This window comes from Gemmatimonadota bacterium (assembly GCA_040388625.1).
Taxonomy (GTDB): domain Bacteria; phylum Gemmatimonadota; class Gemmatimonadetes; order Gemmatimonadales; family Gemmatimonadaceae; genus Fen-1247.
In genome coordinates, this window is record JAZKBK010000002.1 from 22603 (window position 1) to 38326 (window position 15724).

Here is a 15724-nt window from a genome sequence, read left to right on the forward strand (position 1 = left end):
GGTTGTGCAATCAGCATCGGAGTCACGTATCGTCTTTGGGGTCCGACTCATGCTCCGACTATCTGGCGCACGCGGCGGTTCGTCAGCCAGTGACGTATACTATGATGCTCCCATGCCCCGACCAGACATCACAAGACAGCGTCTCATCAACCAGGGCCTCGTCAAGCCCGCGTTGAAGACTGCAAGCACGGTGGTGGCAACACTCGGCGCAGTGCAGGCACAGGATTACGCTGCATCCAAGTGGGGAATCGCTCAGCGTACTGCCGGTCTCACCGACGCTCGGATCGAGCGGGAGATCGACGACGGAAGCATAGTTCGGACTCACATACTGCGCCCGACGTGGCACTTCGTCGCTGCTGCCGACATTCACTGGATGCTGGCTCTCACTGCACCGCGGGTCCACGCAGCCAATGCGTACTGGTATCGCTGGCTCGAGGTGGATGATGCTCTTGCGCGGCGAGGCCGAGCCGTGTTGACGAGGGCGTTGAGCGACGGGAAGCAACTCACGCGCGCCGAGCTGGCACGGGCGCTGACGAAAGCAAATATTCAGGTCACGAATTCGATGCGGCTGGCATGCATCGTAATGCGCGCTGAGCTCGACGGAGCGATCTGCAATGGCGCACGACGCGGGAAACAGTTCACGTACGCACTGCTTGAAGAGCGTGTGCCGAAACCGATGGTGCTCGAGCGCGACGCAGCGTTGTGCGAGCTGGCTCGGCGATACTTCACGACCAGGGGACCCGCAACGGTCGAAGATTTTGCATGGTGGTCAGGACTCACGAAGGCTGACGCAAAGAGAGCAGTCGAAGCGGCTGCGACGCATCTGCAACACGTGTCGGTCGAGGGGCGGTCCTACTGGGGTCCAGCCGCGGAACGCGTGGCGCGCATCGCTTCTCCCGCAGTGCACCTGCTGCCGAACTTCGACGAGTTCTTCGTCGGACTCAAGGATCGCAGCGCGTTCGGCACGAGGCTCGAGGCCGCCGGAGTGAAGGCGAGAACGCGCGCGCTTTCGGGGCACGCGCTCGTCGTCAACGGACAGATCGTCGGTGGATGGAAGCGGATGCTGACCGCGCGAGCTGTAATTGTCGAACCAAAGCCGTTGATCCGGCTTGACGAAGCGGAACGACGAGCGGTTGACGTTGCCGCTCAGAAGCTCGGTCGGTTTGTCGGATCTCCGGTGGAGATGCTATGGTCCTGACTTGCCCTTCCCCCCCGTCCATTCGTTCAGCCAGTCGATGACTGTATCGTGCCACAGCACACTGTTATGCGGCTTCTGTATCCAGTGACTCTCGTCCGGGAAGTACAGGAGCTTGCTCGGAATGCCACGCCGCTGCAGCGCCGTGAACGCACCGATTCCCTGACTATCGGGAATCCGGAAATCGTGGCCACTGTGCACTATCAACATCGGCACGCGCCACTGCGCTACGTGATTCAGCGGATTGAACTTCTCGTAGTTCTCCGGGTGCTCGTACTGCGTACCGCCGTTCTCGTGATCCTCGAACCACAGCTCGTCGGTCGCGTACGCCATCATGCGCGTGTCGAACACACCGTCATGGTCTACCAGGCACTTCCACGGCTGGTTCCACACGCCGGCCATCCAGTACACCATGTAGCCGCCGTAACTCGCGCCGAGTGCGCAGGCTTCGTTGCCGTCGAGGAATGAATATCGCTCGAGCGCCGCTGCCCAGCCTTTCTTGAGATCGCCGAGCGGTGCGCCGCCCCAGTCTCCGGACACTGCGTTGGTGAATGCCTGGCCGTAGCCGGTCGATCCGCGTGGATTGATCGCGACGACGGCGAAACCTGCACCCGCGTATGCCTCCGGATTCCAGCGATAGTGGAAGTCCTCGTTCCACGCGCCCTGCGGACCGCCGTGGATCATGAACGCTACAGGATATTTTTTGCCAGCCTGGTAGTCCACGGGCTTCATCACGTATCCGTGAACCGTCTCGCCGTTCTCACCCTTGAAGCTGAAGAACTCGGCGTCGCCGAACCGAATGTCGCGCAGCCGGTCGGCGTTGAAGTGTGTTACCTGCGTCAGACCCGTACCGCGCGCGTCGAGCGTGTACAGGTCCGTGGGATGCTTGAAGTCCTGACGAGCGGCAACTATGCGGTCGCCAGCGACTGCGAAACCTGTCACGGTTCCATCGCTGAGCACCTTCCGCGGCGCGCCGCTCGCGATGTCGATGGCGTAGAGCGCGTGCATCCCTTCGTCGTCGACTGTGGTGTAGAGAGTTCTGCCGTCATCCGACAGCGTGAGTCCGCCAGGCGAGCGGTCCCATTTGGGGTCTATCTCGCGCGTCGCACCGCTCGCGAGATCCAGCGCCATGATTCCGAAACGGTCGGACTCGAAACCAGGTGTCTTCATCGCCAGGTAGTACAGGGTTCTGCCGTCCTTCGATGGCACCGGCGTCGCGTCCCAGGCGAGATTTCGAGCGGTGAGATTCTTCGGCGCGGACGAGCGATCGGCGGGCACGGAGTAGATGTCGAAATTCGTCGACCACGGTTCGGTGTTGCCGGCAATGCGCACGTCGAAGTACACCGTCTTTCCATCGGGCGAGAAGCTGTACTCGCTCTCGTCGCCAAACGGTTTGGACGGTACGTCGCCGTCGATGCCGCGCGTGAGATGCAACGGCTCGCTGGTTGCGCCGAGGGGCGTGATGAAAAGCTGCGACCGGCGCCCGTCGGACCATGTATCCCAGTGGCGAATGAAGAGACGATCGTACACCCTGCCGGTCGCCTTGTCGTTCTTGACGGCTTCGAGGCGAGCCGCGGTGCACGCCAGCGATTCGCAATCGGTGAATACCTGTGCCGAGAACAGCACCTCTCGACCGTCCGGCGAGATCCGGTAGTTGTCGACGTCGACGGGAAGATGCGTGATCTGTTTCGCTTCGCCGCCGGTTGCGGGCATCTGCCATAACTGGCTGACACCGGATTCCGCGGCGAGAAAGTAGATCGTCTTTCCGTCGGGAGAGAACCGCGCGTTGTTCGCGTTCTGCGCGGGTTCGGTGAGGCGGCGCGGGGCCGATCCCGATTTGTTCAGCTCCAGCAGCCACACGCTGGTGACGCCCTTGTTGGCCTCGTAATCCGTGGTGCGCACTGTGAACGCCACGCTGCTGCCGTCCGCGGAAATTTGCGGATCGGAGACCCGGTCCATCATCACCAGGTCATGGACGTTGAACGGATGCGAGGAAGTCTGGGCCATTCCGGGAGCGGCGGTGAGGGCGAGCAACGATACAGTGACGAGGCTTTTCATTCGGGCGTCCTGTTTCTGCGGTTGAAATAAACGCTACAGCAACGCGCGCCTCGACGCCAGAATACAGGGGATTTTCGAACCAGCCCTGCGCCGATCAGCTTGAGCCACGCCGATGCATGGAACGCGCTCATCAGCAAGTACATCGTCACCATGCCACTCACGGGCGATGCGTGTGTGGTCATGCCGAGCATTTCCGATGAGCCGCCGCCCATTACAGCTGTTAGCAGCGCCATCATGGCGAAGGTTGGCGACGCTGCGAGGGCCAGCGCGTCAGCCACCCTCACCGCGACGCCGTTCCGGCGGATCGCACCTCCTTCCGACCCGCCGGAACAGCCGTGGCTCATCGCTTCTCGCTCGCGCTCTGCCTCCGGAACGCCTCCTCTCCCGCGGTCGATATCTGGACCCACTTCTCATCGGGCGCTGCATCCGCGACGTAGCTGTCGTGCCAATTCCACCACTTGTAGGTCGTCGTCTGGGGATACCCCTGGGGCGAATCCTCCCAGAGCTCCTGCCTGCCGAGGGGGGTGATGTCGAGGTAGTTCCAGGTGCCGCCCAGCTGCTCGTCGCCGCGATTGTTGAGGAAGTAGGTGCGGAATACACGGTCGCCGTCGCGGTAGAAGACGTTCGTGCCGTGCCACTCGTCCACGCCAAAGTCGGCGTCGAAGCTGTCGGTGATGGTGACCCACGGGATGTTGTTCCAGCCCATCCGCTCCTTCAGTCGCGCGATATCGGGCTGCGGTGCACGCGATGCGAAGACGAGGGTGGTATCGCGGGCGTTGAGATGCGCGACGTGCGCGACCTGGTCGGCGCCGAGCGAGCAGCCGCGGCAGGCGTGGTCCGGCCAGCCAAAAACGCCGGGCTCGAAGAATGCGCGGTAGACGATCAACTGACGCCTGCCCTCGAACAGCTCGAGCAGGCTTACCTTGCCACGAGGCCCCTCGAACGAATACGCTTTGTCGACGGCCATCCAGGGCATCTTCCGGCGCTCGGCGGCCAGTGCATCCCGGGCGCGGGTATTGGCCTTTTCCTTGACGAGCAGCTCCTTGCGGGCGGTCTCCCATTCCTCGGACGACACGACCGGTGGTGTATGCATGACTGGCTGCGTTGATGTAGACATGGCTCTGAAATCTCCTGGTTTGATCGAGTTCGGGTTTCCGCATTGCGAGAGTGAAGCGCGATTCCATTCGCCGCTCACGGCTCGTTATCGGTCGTGAGACAAGTCTGGCACCAGACATCGCAGAGGTGGGAGTTACAAGTGTGACGGGATTACGATGGACTCGCTGATCACCGCTGCGGCGCGCGCGCTTGCCGCCGGCGACCCACTCGGCGCACTGAACCGAGTCGCACTGCGGGACGACGCACCCGCGCTCGCGCTTCGGGGCATCGCGATGGCGCAGCTCGGCGATCTTGCGCGCGCGAGGGAACTCCTGCGTAGCGCAGCGCGCGCCTTCGGCCAGAATGAATCCGTGGCGCGCGCACGGTGTATCGTTGCGGAGGCGGAAGTTGCGCTCGCGTCGCGAGATCTGAGCTGGCCCGCGAAAGCACTGGACGCAGCGCGCACGACGCTCGAAGCACACGGCGACCGCATGAACGCCGCACACGCGCGCTACCTCGAGATCCGACGCCTGCTTCTGATACGCCGCGTGGACGAAGCGGAGCACATGCTCGCCGAGCTCGATCTCGCATCGTTTCCGCCCGCGCTGCAAACCGTGCACGAGTTGCTCGTTGCAGGAATCGCGGTGCGGCGCATTCGGGGAACGGTTGCGCGTGCGGCGCTGATGCGCGCAGAGCGTCTTGCGCAGCAGGCGCGCATTCCTGCGCTGACGGCGGAGGTCGAGACTGCATGGCTTGCACTAGACACGCCCGCTGCCCGCCTGATCGCGAGCGGCGAAGAACGGTTCCTGCTGCTCGAGGACGTCGAGAGGCTGCTGGCGTCGGACGCGCTAGTCATCGACGCGTGTCGTGGCATAATTCGCGATGCGCAGACTGTAGTCTCGCTCGCATCACGCCCGGTGCTGTTCGCGCTCGCGTGCGCAATGGGTGAAGCGTGGCCTGGAGATGTGGCGAGAGATGTGCTTCTTGCGCGCGCCTTCGGAGCGAAGTTCATCGACGCATCGCATCGCGCGAGATTACGTGTCGAGGTCGCACGGCTTCGCAACGTTCTCCGCGCGGTTGCGGACGTCCGCGCGACGAAACAGGGATTCGTCATGACACCGCGCCACGCAAAGGAGATCCTCGTGCTGGCGCGGCCCGTCGAAGAGGAGCATGGTGCGGTGCTCGCTTTCCTCAGCGACGGCGAGGCCTGGTCGAGCTCGGCACTTGCGCTCGCACTTGGTGCGAGCCAGCGTACCGTACAGCGCGTGATCGACTCGCTCGCTGCGGCTGGCAAGGTGCAGGCGTTCGGCCGCGGGCGCGCGCGCCGCTGGATAACGACGCCAGTGGCGGGGTTCACGACAACATTGTTACTCCCCGCTCCGTTACCGATGGACTAGACTGGACACATGCGTAAATCGATTGTCGAGAAGGCCGACATAATTCGGGAGTACGGACCGTTCGCGGGCACGCCCAACGTGGGTGGCGTGTCGTACGACGGGCGTCACGTGTGGTTTGCCGCAGGAGACAATCTGCGCGCATTCGATCCCGTGAGCGGAGAGGCGGTGCGCACGATCGATGTCGCGGCGCATGCCGGAACTGCATTCGATGGGCAGCATCTGTTCCAGCTCGCCGAGGATCGGATTCAGAAGATCGATCCCCAGAGCGGTCGCGTGCTCGCCACGATCCCCGCGCCCAGCAGCAGCGCCTCGGGGCTCACATGGGCCGAAGGGACGCTCTGGGTGGGAGCATACCGCGACCGGAGTATCCACCAGATCGATCCCGAGACCGGAGCGATCCTGCGTACGATCACGTCGAACCGATTCGTCACCGGAGTCACATGGGTGGATGGAGAGTTCTGGCACGCCACCTGGGAAGGCGATGATGCTGATGTTCGGCGTATCGATCCTCAGTCCGGAGAAGTACTGGAGCGGCTCGAGATGCCGGCTGGAATCGGTGTGTCCGGGCTGGAGTCCGATGGTGCCGACCGGTTCTTCTGCGGCGGCGGGAAGAGCGGTACCGTGAGAGCGATCCGGAGGCCGCGGCGGGCGACATGACCAGGCTCCCGGCGTCTGTCCGCGAACTCCTGACTCCAAACCAGTGATTCCCCGATAGCCGCGGCGCTCGCAATGCCGTACCCTCCTCATGAGGAGGTTCCACGCACCACACGGCGTGGACTATTCCATGCCGACCAGCGCCGTCGCGAGCAACACTGCCCAGCCAGCTGCCACAGCACGCTCCGACGACGGACCACCTCCGTCGGCGCCGGTATTTCTCGCCCGCGGACTGACAAAGATCTATCGATCCGGCGACCTGGAGGTTCGGGCGCTCCGCGAGCTCGACATGGAGCTCTATGCCGGCGAGCTGCTGGTCCTGCTCGGCGCCTCGGGCAGTGGCAAGTCCACGCTGCTCAACATCCTGGGCGGGCTCGATACTGCAACCAGCGGGACTGTGCGGTTCGAGGATCACGACCTCACCAGCATGAATCAGCGTGAGCTCACGCAATACCGGCGCGATCACATTGGATTCGTCTTCCAGTTCTACAATCTCATCCCGAGTCTCACGGCGCGTGAAAATGTCGCGCTCGTCACCGAAATAGCACGCGATCCGATGCGACCCGACGATGCGCTGCGCTGGTCGGACTCGGCGATCGCATGGATCACTTTCCTGCGCAACTGTCCGGCGGCGAGCAGCAACGCGTCGCGATCGCCCGCGCCGTCGCCAAGCGCCCGGACGTACTCCTCTGCGACGAACCAACCGGAGCGCTCGACGTCGAGACGGGGCGCCTGGTACTTCGCACGATAGATCTGGTCAACAGAGAACTTGGCGCGGCGACGGTCGTCATCACGCACAACGTCTCGATAGCCGGCATGGCCGATCGCGTCGTTCACATGACCAGCGGGCGCATCTCTGATTCGTACCGCAACGCGCACCGGATCTCGGCAGAGGATCTGTCCTGGTGAGCGCACTTACGAGCAAGCTGCGACGCGATCTCTGGCGCATTCGCGCGCAGGTATTCTCCATAGCTGCCGTCATGGCCGGCGGTGTCATGACGGTGGTCGCACTCGGCGGCACATCGAGCTCTCTGGGTTCCGCAACACGCGAATACTACCTCAGCGGTCACTTTGCCGATGTATTTGCGACGCTCACACGCGCCCCCGACGCCGTCGCTGTCCGGCTCGCAGCGATCCCCGGTGTGAACAGCGTGGCGACGCGTGTCGTGAAGGACGTAAGGCTCGACGTCCCCGGTCTCGACATGCCGGCAATCGGACGCATGGTGTCGCTCCCGCTCCCTGGTAGCGGAGGCGTGCCGCTGAATGCGGTACACATCACGAGCGGGCGCGCTGTGTTGCCAGGTGCCGACAAGGAAATACTCGTAAGCGGCCGCTTTGCGGAGGCGAATGGATTGCGGCCGGGCTCGCTGCTCACCGCAATTATCAATGAGCGCTACGTCGAACTCAGAATCGTCGGTATCGGTGCGGCGCCCGATTATCTGTACGAGGAGCCGGGTAATGCATTTCCATCCGACGCGCGCGGTTTCGGAATCCTCTGGGTCCCGCACGAGCTCGCTGCCGCTGCAACGGGTATGCGTGGTGCGTTCAATGATGTTTCCATTGGGCTGGCAGGAGGGGCACATCCGTCCAAAGTGATAGCCGAGGTCGATACACTCCTCGCTCCGTACGGTGGGCGCGGGGCGATCGGTCGCAAGGATCAACTGTCGGACCGCGTTGTTTCAAACGAGCTGAATCAGATGGGAGTGATGGCGTTCGCGTTTCCGGCGGTCTTCGTCGCCGTCGCTGCGTTCCTCGTCGGTTCCGTCGTATCGCGTCTCATAGCCACCGAGCGCGAACAGATCGCGGTGCTCAAGGCGTTTGGATACACCAGCGGCGCCGTGGGTCTGCACTACCTCGCCTATGCAGCGGCAGCAGCAGCCGTGGGCATACCGCTTGGCGTCGGAGTCGGTGTCTGGGTGGGACGCCTCTACACTGGTATCTACAGTGACGTGCTCCGCATCCCCGGTCTCCAGTTTCACGCCGACTGGGTGACGATCGGTCGCGCGATCGTCGTGATCTTTCTCGCCGCGCTCAGCGGTGCGCTCAGCGCTGTCCGCAAAGTCGCAATTCTGCCTCCCGCAGAGGCGCTCCAGCCACCGGCGCCTGCGCGTTATCGTGCGCTGCCGTTCGACACGATCGGCAGCCGCCTGACTCTCAGTACGCCAGTACGCATGATAATCCGCGGCCTCGAACGACAGCCGCGCCGTGCACTGCTCGGCGCGATGGGCGTTGCGGCGGCGCTCGCAATGATGGCCGGCGCTCTTTCTCTCTACGACGCAACCGACAACATGATCGGTCTCCAGTTCCGGGTTGGACAACGTCAGGCGCTCTCGGTACAGCTTGTAACAGCTGTCCCAGCATCGACGCGCCCGGTGTTTGCGTCTCTCCCCGGAGTCACCAACGTCGAGCTCGTTCGTGTCGTTCCGGTCCGCCTCCGGCACATGGGACGGTCCAGAACAGTCGGCCTCACGGCGCTCGAGCGCGACGGCAAGATGGACAGGCTGGTTGACGTGGACGGGCAGATACATGCAATCCCGCCGGCCGGTATCGTGCTCAGCACGAAGGTCGCGGGCATCCTCGCGCTTCACACCGGTGATACGCTGGACATGGATCTGCTCGAACGAGGCACGACGCGCAGAGTCGTGGTGACTGCGCTGCTGAACGAGCTCATGTCGCCAAACGCTTATATGGATCTCACCGCTGCCGGCTCACTGGTGGGGGACGGAGACCTGATCAACGGTGCCTACCTGCGACTCGATGGCCCGCCGCGACCCGAGCTGTTCGAGCAGCTCAGGGCGATGCCGCTCGTCGGTGGCGTAACGTCGCGCACCGCGATGGTGGAACAGTTCGATCGCATGATGGCGAGGAGCTTTCGAATATCGGCGGTAGTCGTTGTGTTGTTCGCATCCATAATCGCGCTGGGCGTGGTATACAACGGCGCGCGCATTGCGCTGTCGGAACGCGGCCGAGAGCTCGCAAGCCTTCGCGTGCTCGGCTTCACGAATCGCGAGGTCGGGGTGATGCTGCTGGGCGAGGAGGCAATCCTCACCATCGCTGCGATCCCGCTCGGCTGGGTCCTTGGGCGCGCGTTTGCTGCCTATCTGACTTACGGATTCACCAGTGAGAATTATCAGGTTCCGATCGTGACGCGCGCAAGCACGTACGCATTCGCGACCGCCGTTGTGCTGACTGCTTCGGCGCTCGCAGGGGCGCTCATGTACCGGCGCTCGACGCGTCTCGATCTCGTTGCAGTCCTCAAGACACGGGAATGACGATGTCCGACCGTACTCCTGTCCCCGATCCGGGTCTTCAACCGGCGTCAGACGATCCAGTGCCAGTCGTCGCTCGAACGCCGCAAGCAGAAACGTCACCTCAAACGGTACCCGCAACGGGGCCAACGACGGTTCCGGCAACAGTACCAGCGACGATACCGGCAACGATTCCACCGGCGCAGCCGCCAACGACTACCACGGCTCGGCGAACGAGTGAGCGTCCACGCCGCATACTTACACGCGGCCGCATCATAGCCGCTGTTGTCCTGCTTGCCATCATCGCGATCACTGTACGGCTGCTGCGCGGCACGCCCCTGCCGGTGGAAGTTGCGCAGGTAACACGCGGCCCGTTGCAGGTCACCGTGGATGCGGATGCGGTAACGCGTGTCCGTTCGCGTTTCACAATTACCGCACCCGTTGCCGGTCTCGTGAGCCGTATCACGTACTCCGAGGGTGATTCTGTCAACGCGAGAGATGTCGTCGCGGTGATTGCACCGCCGCCGACGGATCCCACTGCACGCGGTGTCGCACAGGCCGGCTTGCGTGCCGCCGAGGCTGCGCGCTCGAACGCCAGTGCAAATCTTGCGCGCGCAACGACGAGCCTTGCACAAGCAGAGCGCGATGCAGCCCGGACGCGCACTCTCGCCGCCGCCGGCGCGCTGGCCAACCGGGATGTCGAGCTGGCGCAATTGCAGGTTGACGGCCGTCGCAGCGATGTCGCGGCCGCACGCGCGCAGGTGAACAGTGCCGATGCCGAATTTGCGCAGGCACGCGCCTCGCTACTGTCGACGACCGGCTCGTCGCAAGCGACGACGACGGTGCGTACGCCGGCGGCTGGACGCATTCTGCTCATCCCCGAGCGAAGCGAGCGAGTCGTGACGCCCGGCACCCCACTCGTGGAGGTCGGTGATCCCTCTTCGCTGGAGATCGCCGCCGATGTGCTGTCGAGCGACGCCGCGTCCATTCGCCCTGGCCAATCCGTCACTCTACGAGGCTGGGGTGGCGCACCGCTCTATGGGTCTGTTCGTCGCGTCGAGCCTTCAGCGAGAAAACGCATCTCGGCGCTCGGCGTGGAGGAGCAACGTCTCTCGGTGATCATCGATCTCGCAACACACCCTGCCGCACTCGGCGACGGCTACCGTCTCGAGAGCAGTATCGTGGTCTGGCAGGCACCACGAGCGCTCACCGTACCCGCGAGCGCTCTATTCAGGAACGATGAGCGGTGGCAGTTATATGCGTTGCGAGACGGCCGTGCTCAGCTGCGCGATGTGAACATTGGACACACCGGCAGTGGATCCGCGGAAGTGCTATCGGGTGTGGGTGAAGGAGATACCGTCATCGTGTTTCCATCCGAAGCGCTGCGCGATGGTACGCGCGTTCGCGCCAAGAGTCGCTGATGTGTTGACGACCAGCGCGGAGATCGATGGCAAGCGGACAGTGGATCGGCTTCCTCACCCCGGCACGATCGCCAGCACCCTCAACGGACTCCCGCTCCCGTTCACGATCTTGAGCGGGGCCGCAATCACGACCGCGCCCGTCGCCGGCAGCTGATCGAGGTTGCACAGACTCGCAAGTCCGAACTTCCCGTTCCCGTGCATGGTCGTGTGATTCGGGAATGGTGGATCGAACGTGCCCGCCTGGCCCGCATCTGTGCCGACTGTCTCCACGCCGACACCGAGAACATCGCGATCTTTCGCCAGCAGCTCGGACGTACTCTTGTGAAAGCCCGGACTGTGTGCACCATCTTCCTTCACGTTGAGGAACCTGACCGGATCGGTGCGTGTGCTCCAACCGGTGCGAAGTAGAACCCACGCCCTGCGCGGAATCTTGCCGTGCCGTTTCTCCCACGCTTCCACGTGTTCCGGCATCAGTAGAAAATCTTCATCCTTCGCGACGTCGGCAGTCACATCTATCACGCACGCGGGGCCGACGAATCGACGCGGTGGAATCGTGTCGCACTGGTTGTCGGGGAAATCCTTGCCAGTGACCCAGTGCACGGGCGCGTCGAAGTGCGTGCCGGTGTGTTCACCCATGTGGATGGTGTTCCAGTACCAGGCCGGCCCCTTCTCATCGTAGTGCGAGATCACTTCCATCGACACGCCGGGCGACGACGCGAAGATGGGTGGCAGCCCGATTACCGGCGTGTCAGGGCCAAGCGGCTGCGAGAGGTCCACCATCCTGAGAGCACCGGAATCGAGCGCGGCGACGAGATCGGCGAGTATGGCCATTGATCAATCTCTACGAAAAAAGGGTTCTCTACTAACAGACTGCGACGTACGACGCGCGTTAGACACCGCTAAATGTGCCGAACACCTGCGTCAGCAGCCAGTACACGCCGACGCCCAGTATGATCACGGGGATTCCGAATCGAATCCAATAAAAGACCCACATCGGCACGGGTTTCTCGCCGGCACCGAACAGCTCCTTCAGAGCCGCTGCGCGGTTGAGGCACCACGCCACGGTAACGACCGCGAGCAGCGAACCGAGCGTCTGCATCCCCGAGCCAAACGTGAGATCCCACGGAACGAAGATCGCGTTGTTTACGCTCGGCGGAATTGCCAGAATGAAACAGGCAGCCGACATCACCCACACCGACCGCGTGCGCGTGAGTCGAGTGTTGTCGGTCAGTCCCGCGACGAGCACTTCCAGTGCACCGATGTCCGACAGATAGCCGGCGCCGAACAGGCTGGCGAAAAAGAGCGCGCCGAACACCCAACCCGCCGGCATCGCCGCGAACACGCGCGGCAACGTATCGAAGATGAGCCCCGGCCCCGATGCAGGCTGCAGACTGAACGAGAACACCGCCGGAATCACGGCGAGTCCTGCGATGAGCGACGAGCCCGTATCTCCAATCACCGTCCAGATCGCGGGACGCGCGAGCGGTTCGTCGGCGTGCAGATACGAGCCGTAGACCACCATGAAGGTGCCGCCGAGTGAAAGCGCGAAAATGGCATGACCGATCGCAGCTGCCATGACGTTCGCAGTGAGATCGGCAAAGCGAAATTCGAGCAGATACCAGCGCACGCCGATCATCGCTCCGGGCAGTGTCAGCGTGCGGATCATCACGAGAATTGTCACGATCGTCATCGCGGGCAACACGATGATGCTCACCACCTCGATTCCCTTGCGTACGCCCTTGAGCACGACGAGCGCGCAGGCGAGGAGCACGATGCCGGTGCAGGCCATCTGCAACAGAAAGGACTTCAACACGAAACCGTGATCCGGCGGCAGGATCGCGGCGGCCTCGAATGAAATGTGCGCAAGCGCGGCGACCTGGCCCACTGTGTAGTAGAGCACCCAGCCGATCACCGCCGAGTAGTAGCCGGTTGCAGCGGTGACCACGAAGAAGAGGAACCAGCCGACATATCGACCGTAGGGCAGCCCGCCGCGCTGGAATGCGCCGACCGGTCCGCGGCGCGTATGGCGGCCGAGCGCGAACTCGGCCATCAACGCCGGCACGCCAATGACGACGGATACGAGTGTGTAGAAGAGCACGAACGCCGCGCCGCCGAACTTTCCAACCATGTATGGAAAGCGCCAGACGTGGCCAAGCCCGATCGATACCCCGACGATCGTCATGAGCCCGCCGAAGCGGGACGAGAAAGTTTCGCGGGCTTCGGTCACGCGGTACGCACTACTTGGGCGAGCACATCCAGCGCGCGATCGACGTCGTCGGTCGTGGAATAGAAGTGCGGCGCGAGCCGGATCACGTCGCCGCGCGCCGAAGCGATGACGCCGCGCTCGCGCATCGCGCGTTCCACAGCGTGCGAGTCGCCAACAACGAACGCAGTCGTCGCAGTCTTCTGCCGCATATCGTCCGTACCATGCAGCACCATTCCACGCGCGCGGCCGCCATCGATCAGGCGCTGACCCAGCTCGACGAGCCAGGCGCGTATGGTCGAGGGATCGAGCGCGTTGATGATTTCCATGCCGGCGCGCGCGACGTACGCGTTGATAACCGGCGGCGTCCCCGTGTCGAACCGGCTCGCAGTCGGCGACCAGTCGAGCGACCTCGCGTCGAATGCGAACGGATTGGCGCGACCGAACCATCCCGTCACGCTCGGCTGCAGCGTATCGACGATCTCCGGCCGCACATACAGAAATGCGATACCGGGAATGCCCATGAGGAACTTCAGGTTTCCCGACGCCAGGAAATCAACGCCAAGTGCGCGCACATCCAATGGAACGGTGCCAAGCGACTGGTAAGCGTCGACGAACGACAGAGCGCCGGCGTCGCGCGCGATGGACGCGATGCGCGCCGAATCCTGGATGAGACCATTCATGTAGTAAGCATGACACGCCGAAAGCAGCGCAGTCCGATCATCGATGACCGCATCGTACGGGGACACATCGGTGTTCTCACATATGGGAGCCCACGACACCCGCGCGCCGCGTCGCTCCTGCGCCAGCCACACATGCGCCACCGTTGGAAACTCCGCGTCGCTCACAACTATGTTCGTGCGGCGACCCTGCAGCGGAAGCGCGCTCGCGACGGCGCTCGCCGCTTCGGAGACGGAGCTGAACACGGCGATATCGTCTGCCGTGGCCCCGATCAGCTTTGCAAATTCGGCCTTGGCCAGCGCCACCTCGGACATCCAGGCGTCCCAGTCCATGCCGCTGCCGTTCCACGATTCGAGATAACGCTCGGCAGCGGCGCGCGTAGCGTCGGTCTGCGGAGCCTGCGAGCAGTTGTTCATCGGAATGCACGACGCGAGCAGCGGAATGCGCCGGCGCCATGCTTCGATATCGTAAGGCGGATGCGTGACGGTCACGAGTTTTGTCCCGTCGCGCGCTTGCGATCCTGAATCCAGCGCCTGAAACGGAATGCGTTCTCGGGAAGTTGCAGATCCATTCCATAGTGCTCCGGCCCGACTGCAGCGACCTTTGCGACGATGACGCTCAGATCGTTGCGCTCGAGCGCCGCGATGAACGCCTCACCGAAACCGACGGCCGTATCCACTGCGGCGACATGTTCGATGCCGGCGCCGCGCGCGATCGCGGCGATGTCGGTGATCCCGGAAGTTGTGTGCGAATCGAATCCGCCGGTTGAGAGCAGGCTGCCGTTGTCGAATACTATATGAATGAGATTCCTGGGCCTGTAGCGCGCGAGCGTTGCGAACGTGCCGAGGTTCATGAGCACCGAGCCGTCGCCATCGAGTACGACAACACGCTCGGCGGGCAGGTGCATCGCGAGTCCGAGGCCGATGGATGACGCGAGTCCCATGGCATGTTGCAGATAGAAAAAGTTCTCGCGATGGCCGAGGTTGTAGAGCTCCTGGGCGGAAGCCCCCATGATCGTGACGACGAGCGCGTCTGTGAGCTCGGGATAGATCATTTCGAGACAGCGTGCGCGTTCCATCAATCCTCCATGAGATCGCGCGTGAGCAACAACGCGACCGGAGAGAGGGAGCTCTGCGAGAACGTCCACGCCTCGCGAATCTGTTTCGCCACCTGCGCTGGCTCGCGCGCGTACTCGAAGGGAATGCCGAGCGCGCGCAGAACGGCTTCTGTGACGATGCCGCCGCGTGTGTGCCATGGATATGGCTCGCCCCAGTGTCCGCGCAGCGCGATGAGCATGCAGAGCGGAACGTGATAGAGTTGAGCGAGCGAGACGATCCCGTTGATCGCGCCCAGGAAGCCGTGGTTCTGCATGAGAAGCGCGTGCGGCGTGCCGGCGAAGTACGCGCCTGCCGCGATGCCGATCGCCTCTTCCTCTTTCGCGACCTGAACCAGCTGCATATCGGGATCGCTCTCCGCGCGCTGGAGGAGCAGCCCGAGCCACGTTTCGGGGAGCGCCGATACGGATTTGATACCGGCGGCCTTGATGCCGTCGAAGATGATCTTGCTGTTGTCGTACGAAACGGTCATGGCTGCGCGGAGGAAGACGGAAACAGCTTCGGTCACCCGCGCGAAGTATCGTGTGCATCGCGTGGCGTGTCGAGGCCCGCTGCGACCCCGACCGGCTTGCACCAATTGGTGCAAATGGCCAGCGGTCCATCCCACCATCCGTACGCGTGCTGCGGCCGTGCGCCGCCAAGGTTCAAATGAAGCAC

Annotated in this window: 13 protein-coding genes and 1 pseudogene; 6 read left to right on the forward strand and 8 right to left on the reverse strand. The window is 63.3% G+C overall.

Features of this window, described 5'->3' with window-relative positions:
• The first annotated feature begins 112 nt into the window (after positions 1-112).
• Positions 113-1198 carry a winged helix DNA-binding domain-containing protein gene (locus V4529_03805; GenBank protein ID MES2357447.1) on the forward strand — a complete coding sequence of 362 codons (1086 nt, stop codon included), beginning with the start codon at positions 113-115 and terminating at the stop codon, positions 1196-1198.
• Here the strand turns inward: V4529_03805 and V4529_03810 are convergent.
• From V4529_03810 to V4529_03820, 3 genes are read right to left on the reverse strand one after another with little or no spacing between them, the layout of a single operon-like run.
• Positions 1187-3253 carry a S9 family peptidase gene (locus V4529_03810; protein ID MES2357448.1) on the reverse strand — a complete coding sequence of 689 codons (2067 nt, stop codon included), beginning with the start codon at positions 3251-3253 and terminating at the stop codon, positions 1187-1189. The two genes, V4529_03805 and V4529_03810, sit on opposite strands and share 12 nt — an antisense overlap.
• Positions 3250-3597, reverse strand: a complete 348-nt coding sequence (locus tag V4529_03815; GenBank protein ID MES2357449.1) for a hypothetical protein — start codon at positions 3595-3597, stop codon at positions 3250-3252. Before V4529_03815 ends, V4529_03810 begins: the two co-directional genes overlap by 4 nt.
• Positions 3594-4370 (reverse strand): DUF899 domain-containing protein, encoded by a 777-nt coding sequence (locus V4529_03820; GenBank protein MES2357450.1) that lies wholly within the window; start codon positions 4368-4370, stop codon positions 3594-3596. Before V4529_03820 ends, V4529_03815 begins: the two co-directional genes overlap by 4 nt.
• Before the next feature lie 154 nt (positions 4371-4524).
• Between V4529_03820 and V4529_03825 the strand changes: the two genes are divergently transcribed.
• The 5 genes and pseudogenes from V4529_03825 (at position 4525) to V4529_03845 (ending at position 11068) form a co-directional block, all read left to right on the forward strand.
• On the forward strand, positions 4525-5745 hold the full coding sequence (locus tag V4529_03825; protein MES2357451.1) for a helix-turn-helix domain-containing protein: 1221 nt from the start codon (positions 4525-4527) through the stop codon (positions 5743-5745).
• A gap of 9 nt (positions 5746-5754) precedes the next feature.
• Positions 5755-6402 carry a glutamine cyclotransferase gene (locus V4529_03830; protein ID MES2357452.1) on the forward strand — a complete coding sequence of 216 codons (648 nt, stop codon included), beginning with the start codon at positions 5755-5757 and terminating at the stop codon, positions 6400-6402.
• A gap of 229 nt (positions 6403-6631) precedes the next feature.
• Positions 6632-7308 (forward strand): annotated as a pseudogene (locus tag V4529_03835) (ABC transporter ATP-binding protein).
• On the forward strand, positions 7305-9671 hold the full coding sequence (locus tag V4529_03840) for an ABC transporter permease (GenBank protein ID MES2357453.1): 2367 nt from the start codon (positions 7305-7307) through the stop codon (positions 9669-9671). The pseudogene V4529_03835 and the gene V4529_03840 overlap by 4 nt, the downstream one beginning before the upstream one ends.
• A 2-nt stretch (positions 9672-9673) precedes the next feature.
• Positions 9674-11068, forward strand: coding sequence for an efflux RND transporter periplasmic adaptor subunit (locus tag V4529_03845; GenBank protein ID MES2357454.1), 1395 nt, complete (start codon positions 9674-9676; stop codon positions 11066-11068).
• 54 nt (positions 11069-11122) lie between these two features.
• On the opposite strand, the gene V4529_03850 is transcribed toward V4529_03845, so the two are convergent.
• The 5 genes from V4529_03850 to V4529_03870 are packed head-to-tail and all read right to left on the reverse strand — an operon-like array spanning position 11123 to position 15575.
• Entirely contained in the window at positions 11123-11899 is a 777-nt protein-coding gene (locus tag V4529_03850; protein MES2357455.1) for a cyclase family protein, read from the reverse strand.
• Between the two features lie 58 nt (positions 11900-11957).
• Positions 11958-13295, reverse strand: coding sequence for a sodium-dependent transporter (locus V4529_03855; protein ID MES2357456.1), 1338 nt, complete (start codon positions 13293-13295; stop codon positions 11958-11960).
• Positions 13292-14443 (reverse strand): aminotransferase class V-fold PLP-dependent enzyme, encoded by a 1152-nt coding sequence (locus V4529_03860; protein MES2357457.1) that lies wholly within the window; start codon positions 14441-14443, stop codon positions 13292-13294. The genes V4529_03855 and V4529_03860 overlap by 4 nt, the downstream gene beginning before the upstream one ends.
• Positions 14440-15030 carry a thiamine pyrophosphate-dependent enzyme gene (locus V4529_03865; protein MES2357458.1) on the reverse strand — a complete coding sequence of 197 codons (591 nt, stop codon included), beginning with the start codon at positions 15028-15030 and terminating at the stop codon, positions 14440-14442. Before V4529_03865 ends, V4529_03860 begins: the two co-directional genes overlap by 4 nt.
• Positions 15030-15575, reverse strand: coding sequence for a thiamine pyrophosphate-binding protein (locus tag V4529_03870; protein ID MES2357459.1), 546 nt, complete (start codon positions 15573-15575; stop codon positions 15030-15032). Before V4529_03870 ends, V4529_03865 begins: the two co-directional genes overlap by 1 nt.
• Between the last annotated feature and the right edge of the window lie 149 nt (positions 15576-15724).

What these genes read in the sequence shown, in the direction of transcription:
- V4529_03820 (MES2357450.1), bottom strand. Translation starts at nt 4,370, where the DNA reads ATGTCTACATCAACGCAGCCAGTCATGCATACACCACCGGTCGTGTCG.
- V4529_03865 (MES2357458.1), bottom strand. Translation starts at nt 15,030, where the DNA reads ATGGAACGCGCACGCTGTCTCGAAATGATCTATCCCGAGCTCACAGAC.
- V4529_03825 (MES2357451.1), top strand. Translation starts at nt 4,525, where the DNA reads ATGGACTCGCTGATCACCGCTGCGGCGCGCGCGCTTGCCGCCGGCGAC.
- V4529_03810 (MES2357448.1), bottom strand. Translation starts at nt 3,253, where the DNA reads ATGAAAAGCCTCGTCACTGTATCGTTGCTCGCCCTCACCGCCGCTCCC.
- V4529_03805 (MES2357447.1), top strand. Translation starts at nt 113, where the DNA reads ATGCCCCGACCAGACATCACAAGACAGCGTCTCATCAACCAGGGCCTC.
- V4529_03845 (MES2357454.1), top strand. Translation starts at nt 9,674, where the DNA reads ATGTCCGACCGTACTCCTGTCCCCGATCCGGGTCTTCAACCGGCGTCA.
- V4529_03850 (MES2357455.1), bottom strand. Translation starts at nt 11,899, where the DNA reads ATGGCCATACTCGCCGATCTCGTCGCCGCGCTCGATTCCGGTGCTCTC.
- V4529_03815 (MES2357449.1), bottom strand. Translation starts at nt 3,597, where the DNA reads ATGAGCCACGGCTGTTCCGGCGGGTCGGAAGGAGGTGCGATCCGCCGG.
- V4529_03830 (MES2357452.1), top strand. Translation starts at nt 5,755, where the DNA reads ATGCGTAAATCGATTGTCGAGAAGGCCGACATAATTCGGGAGTACGGA.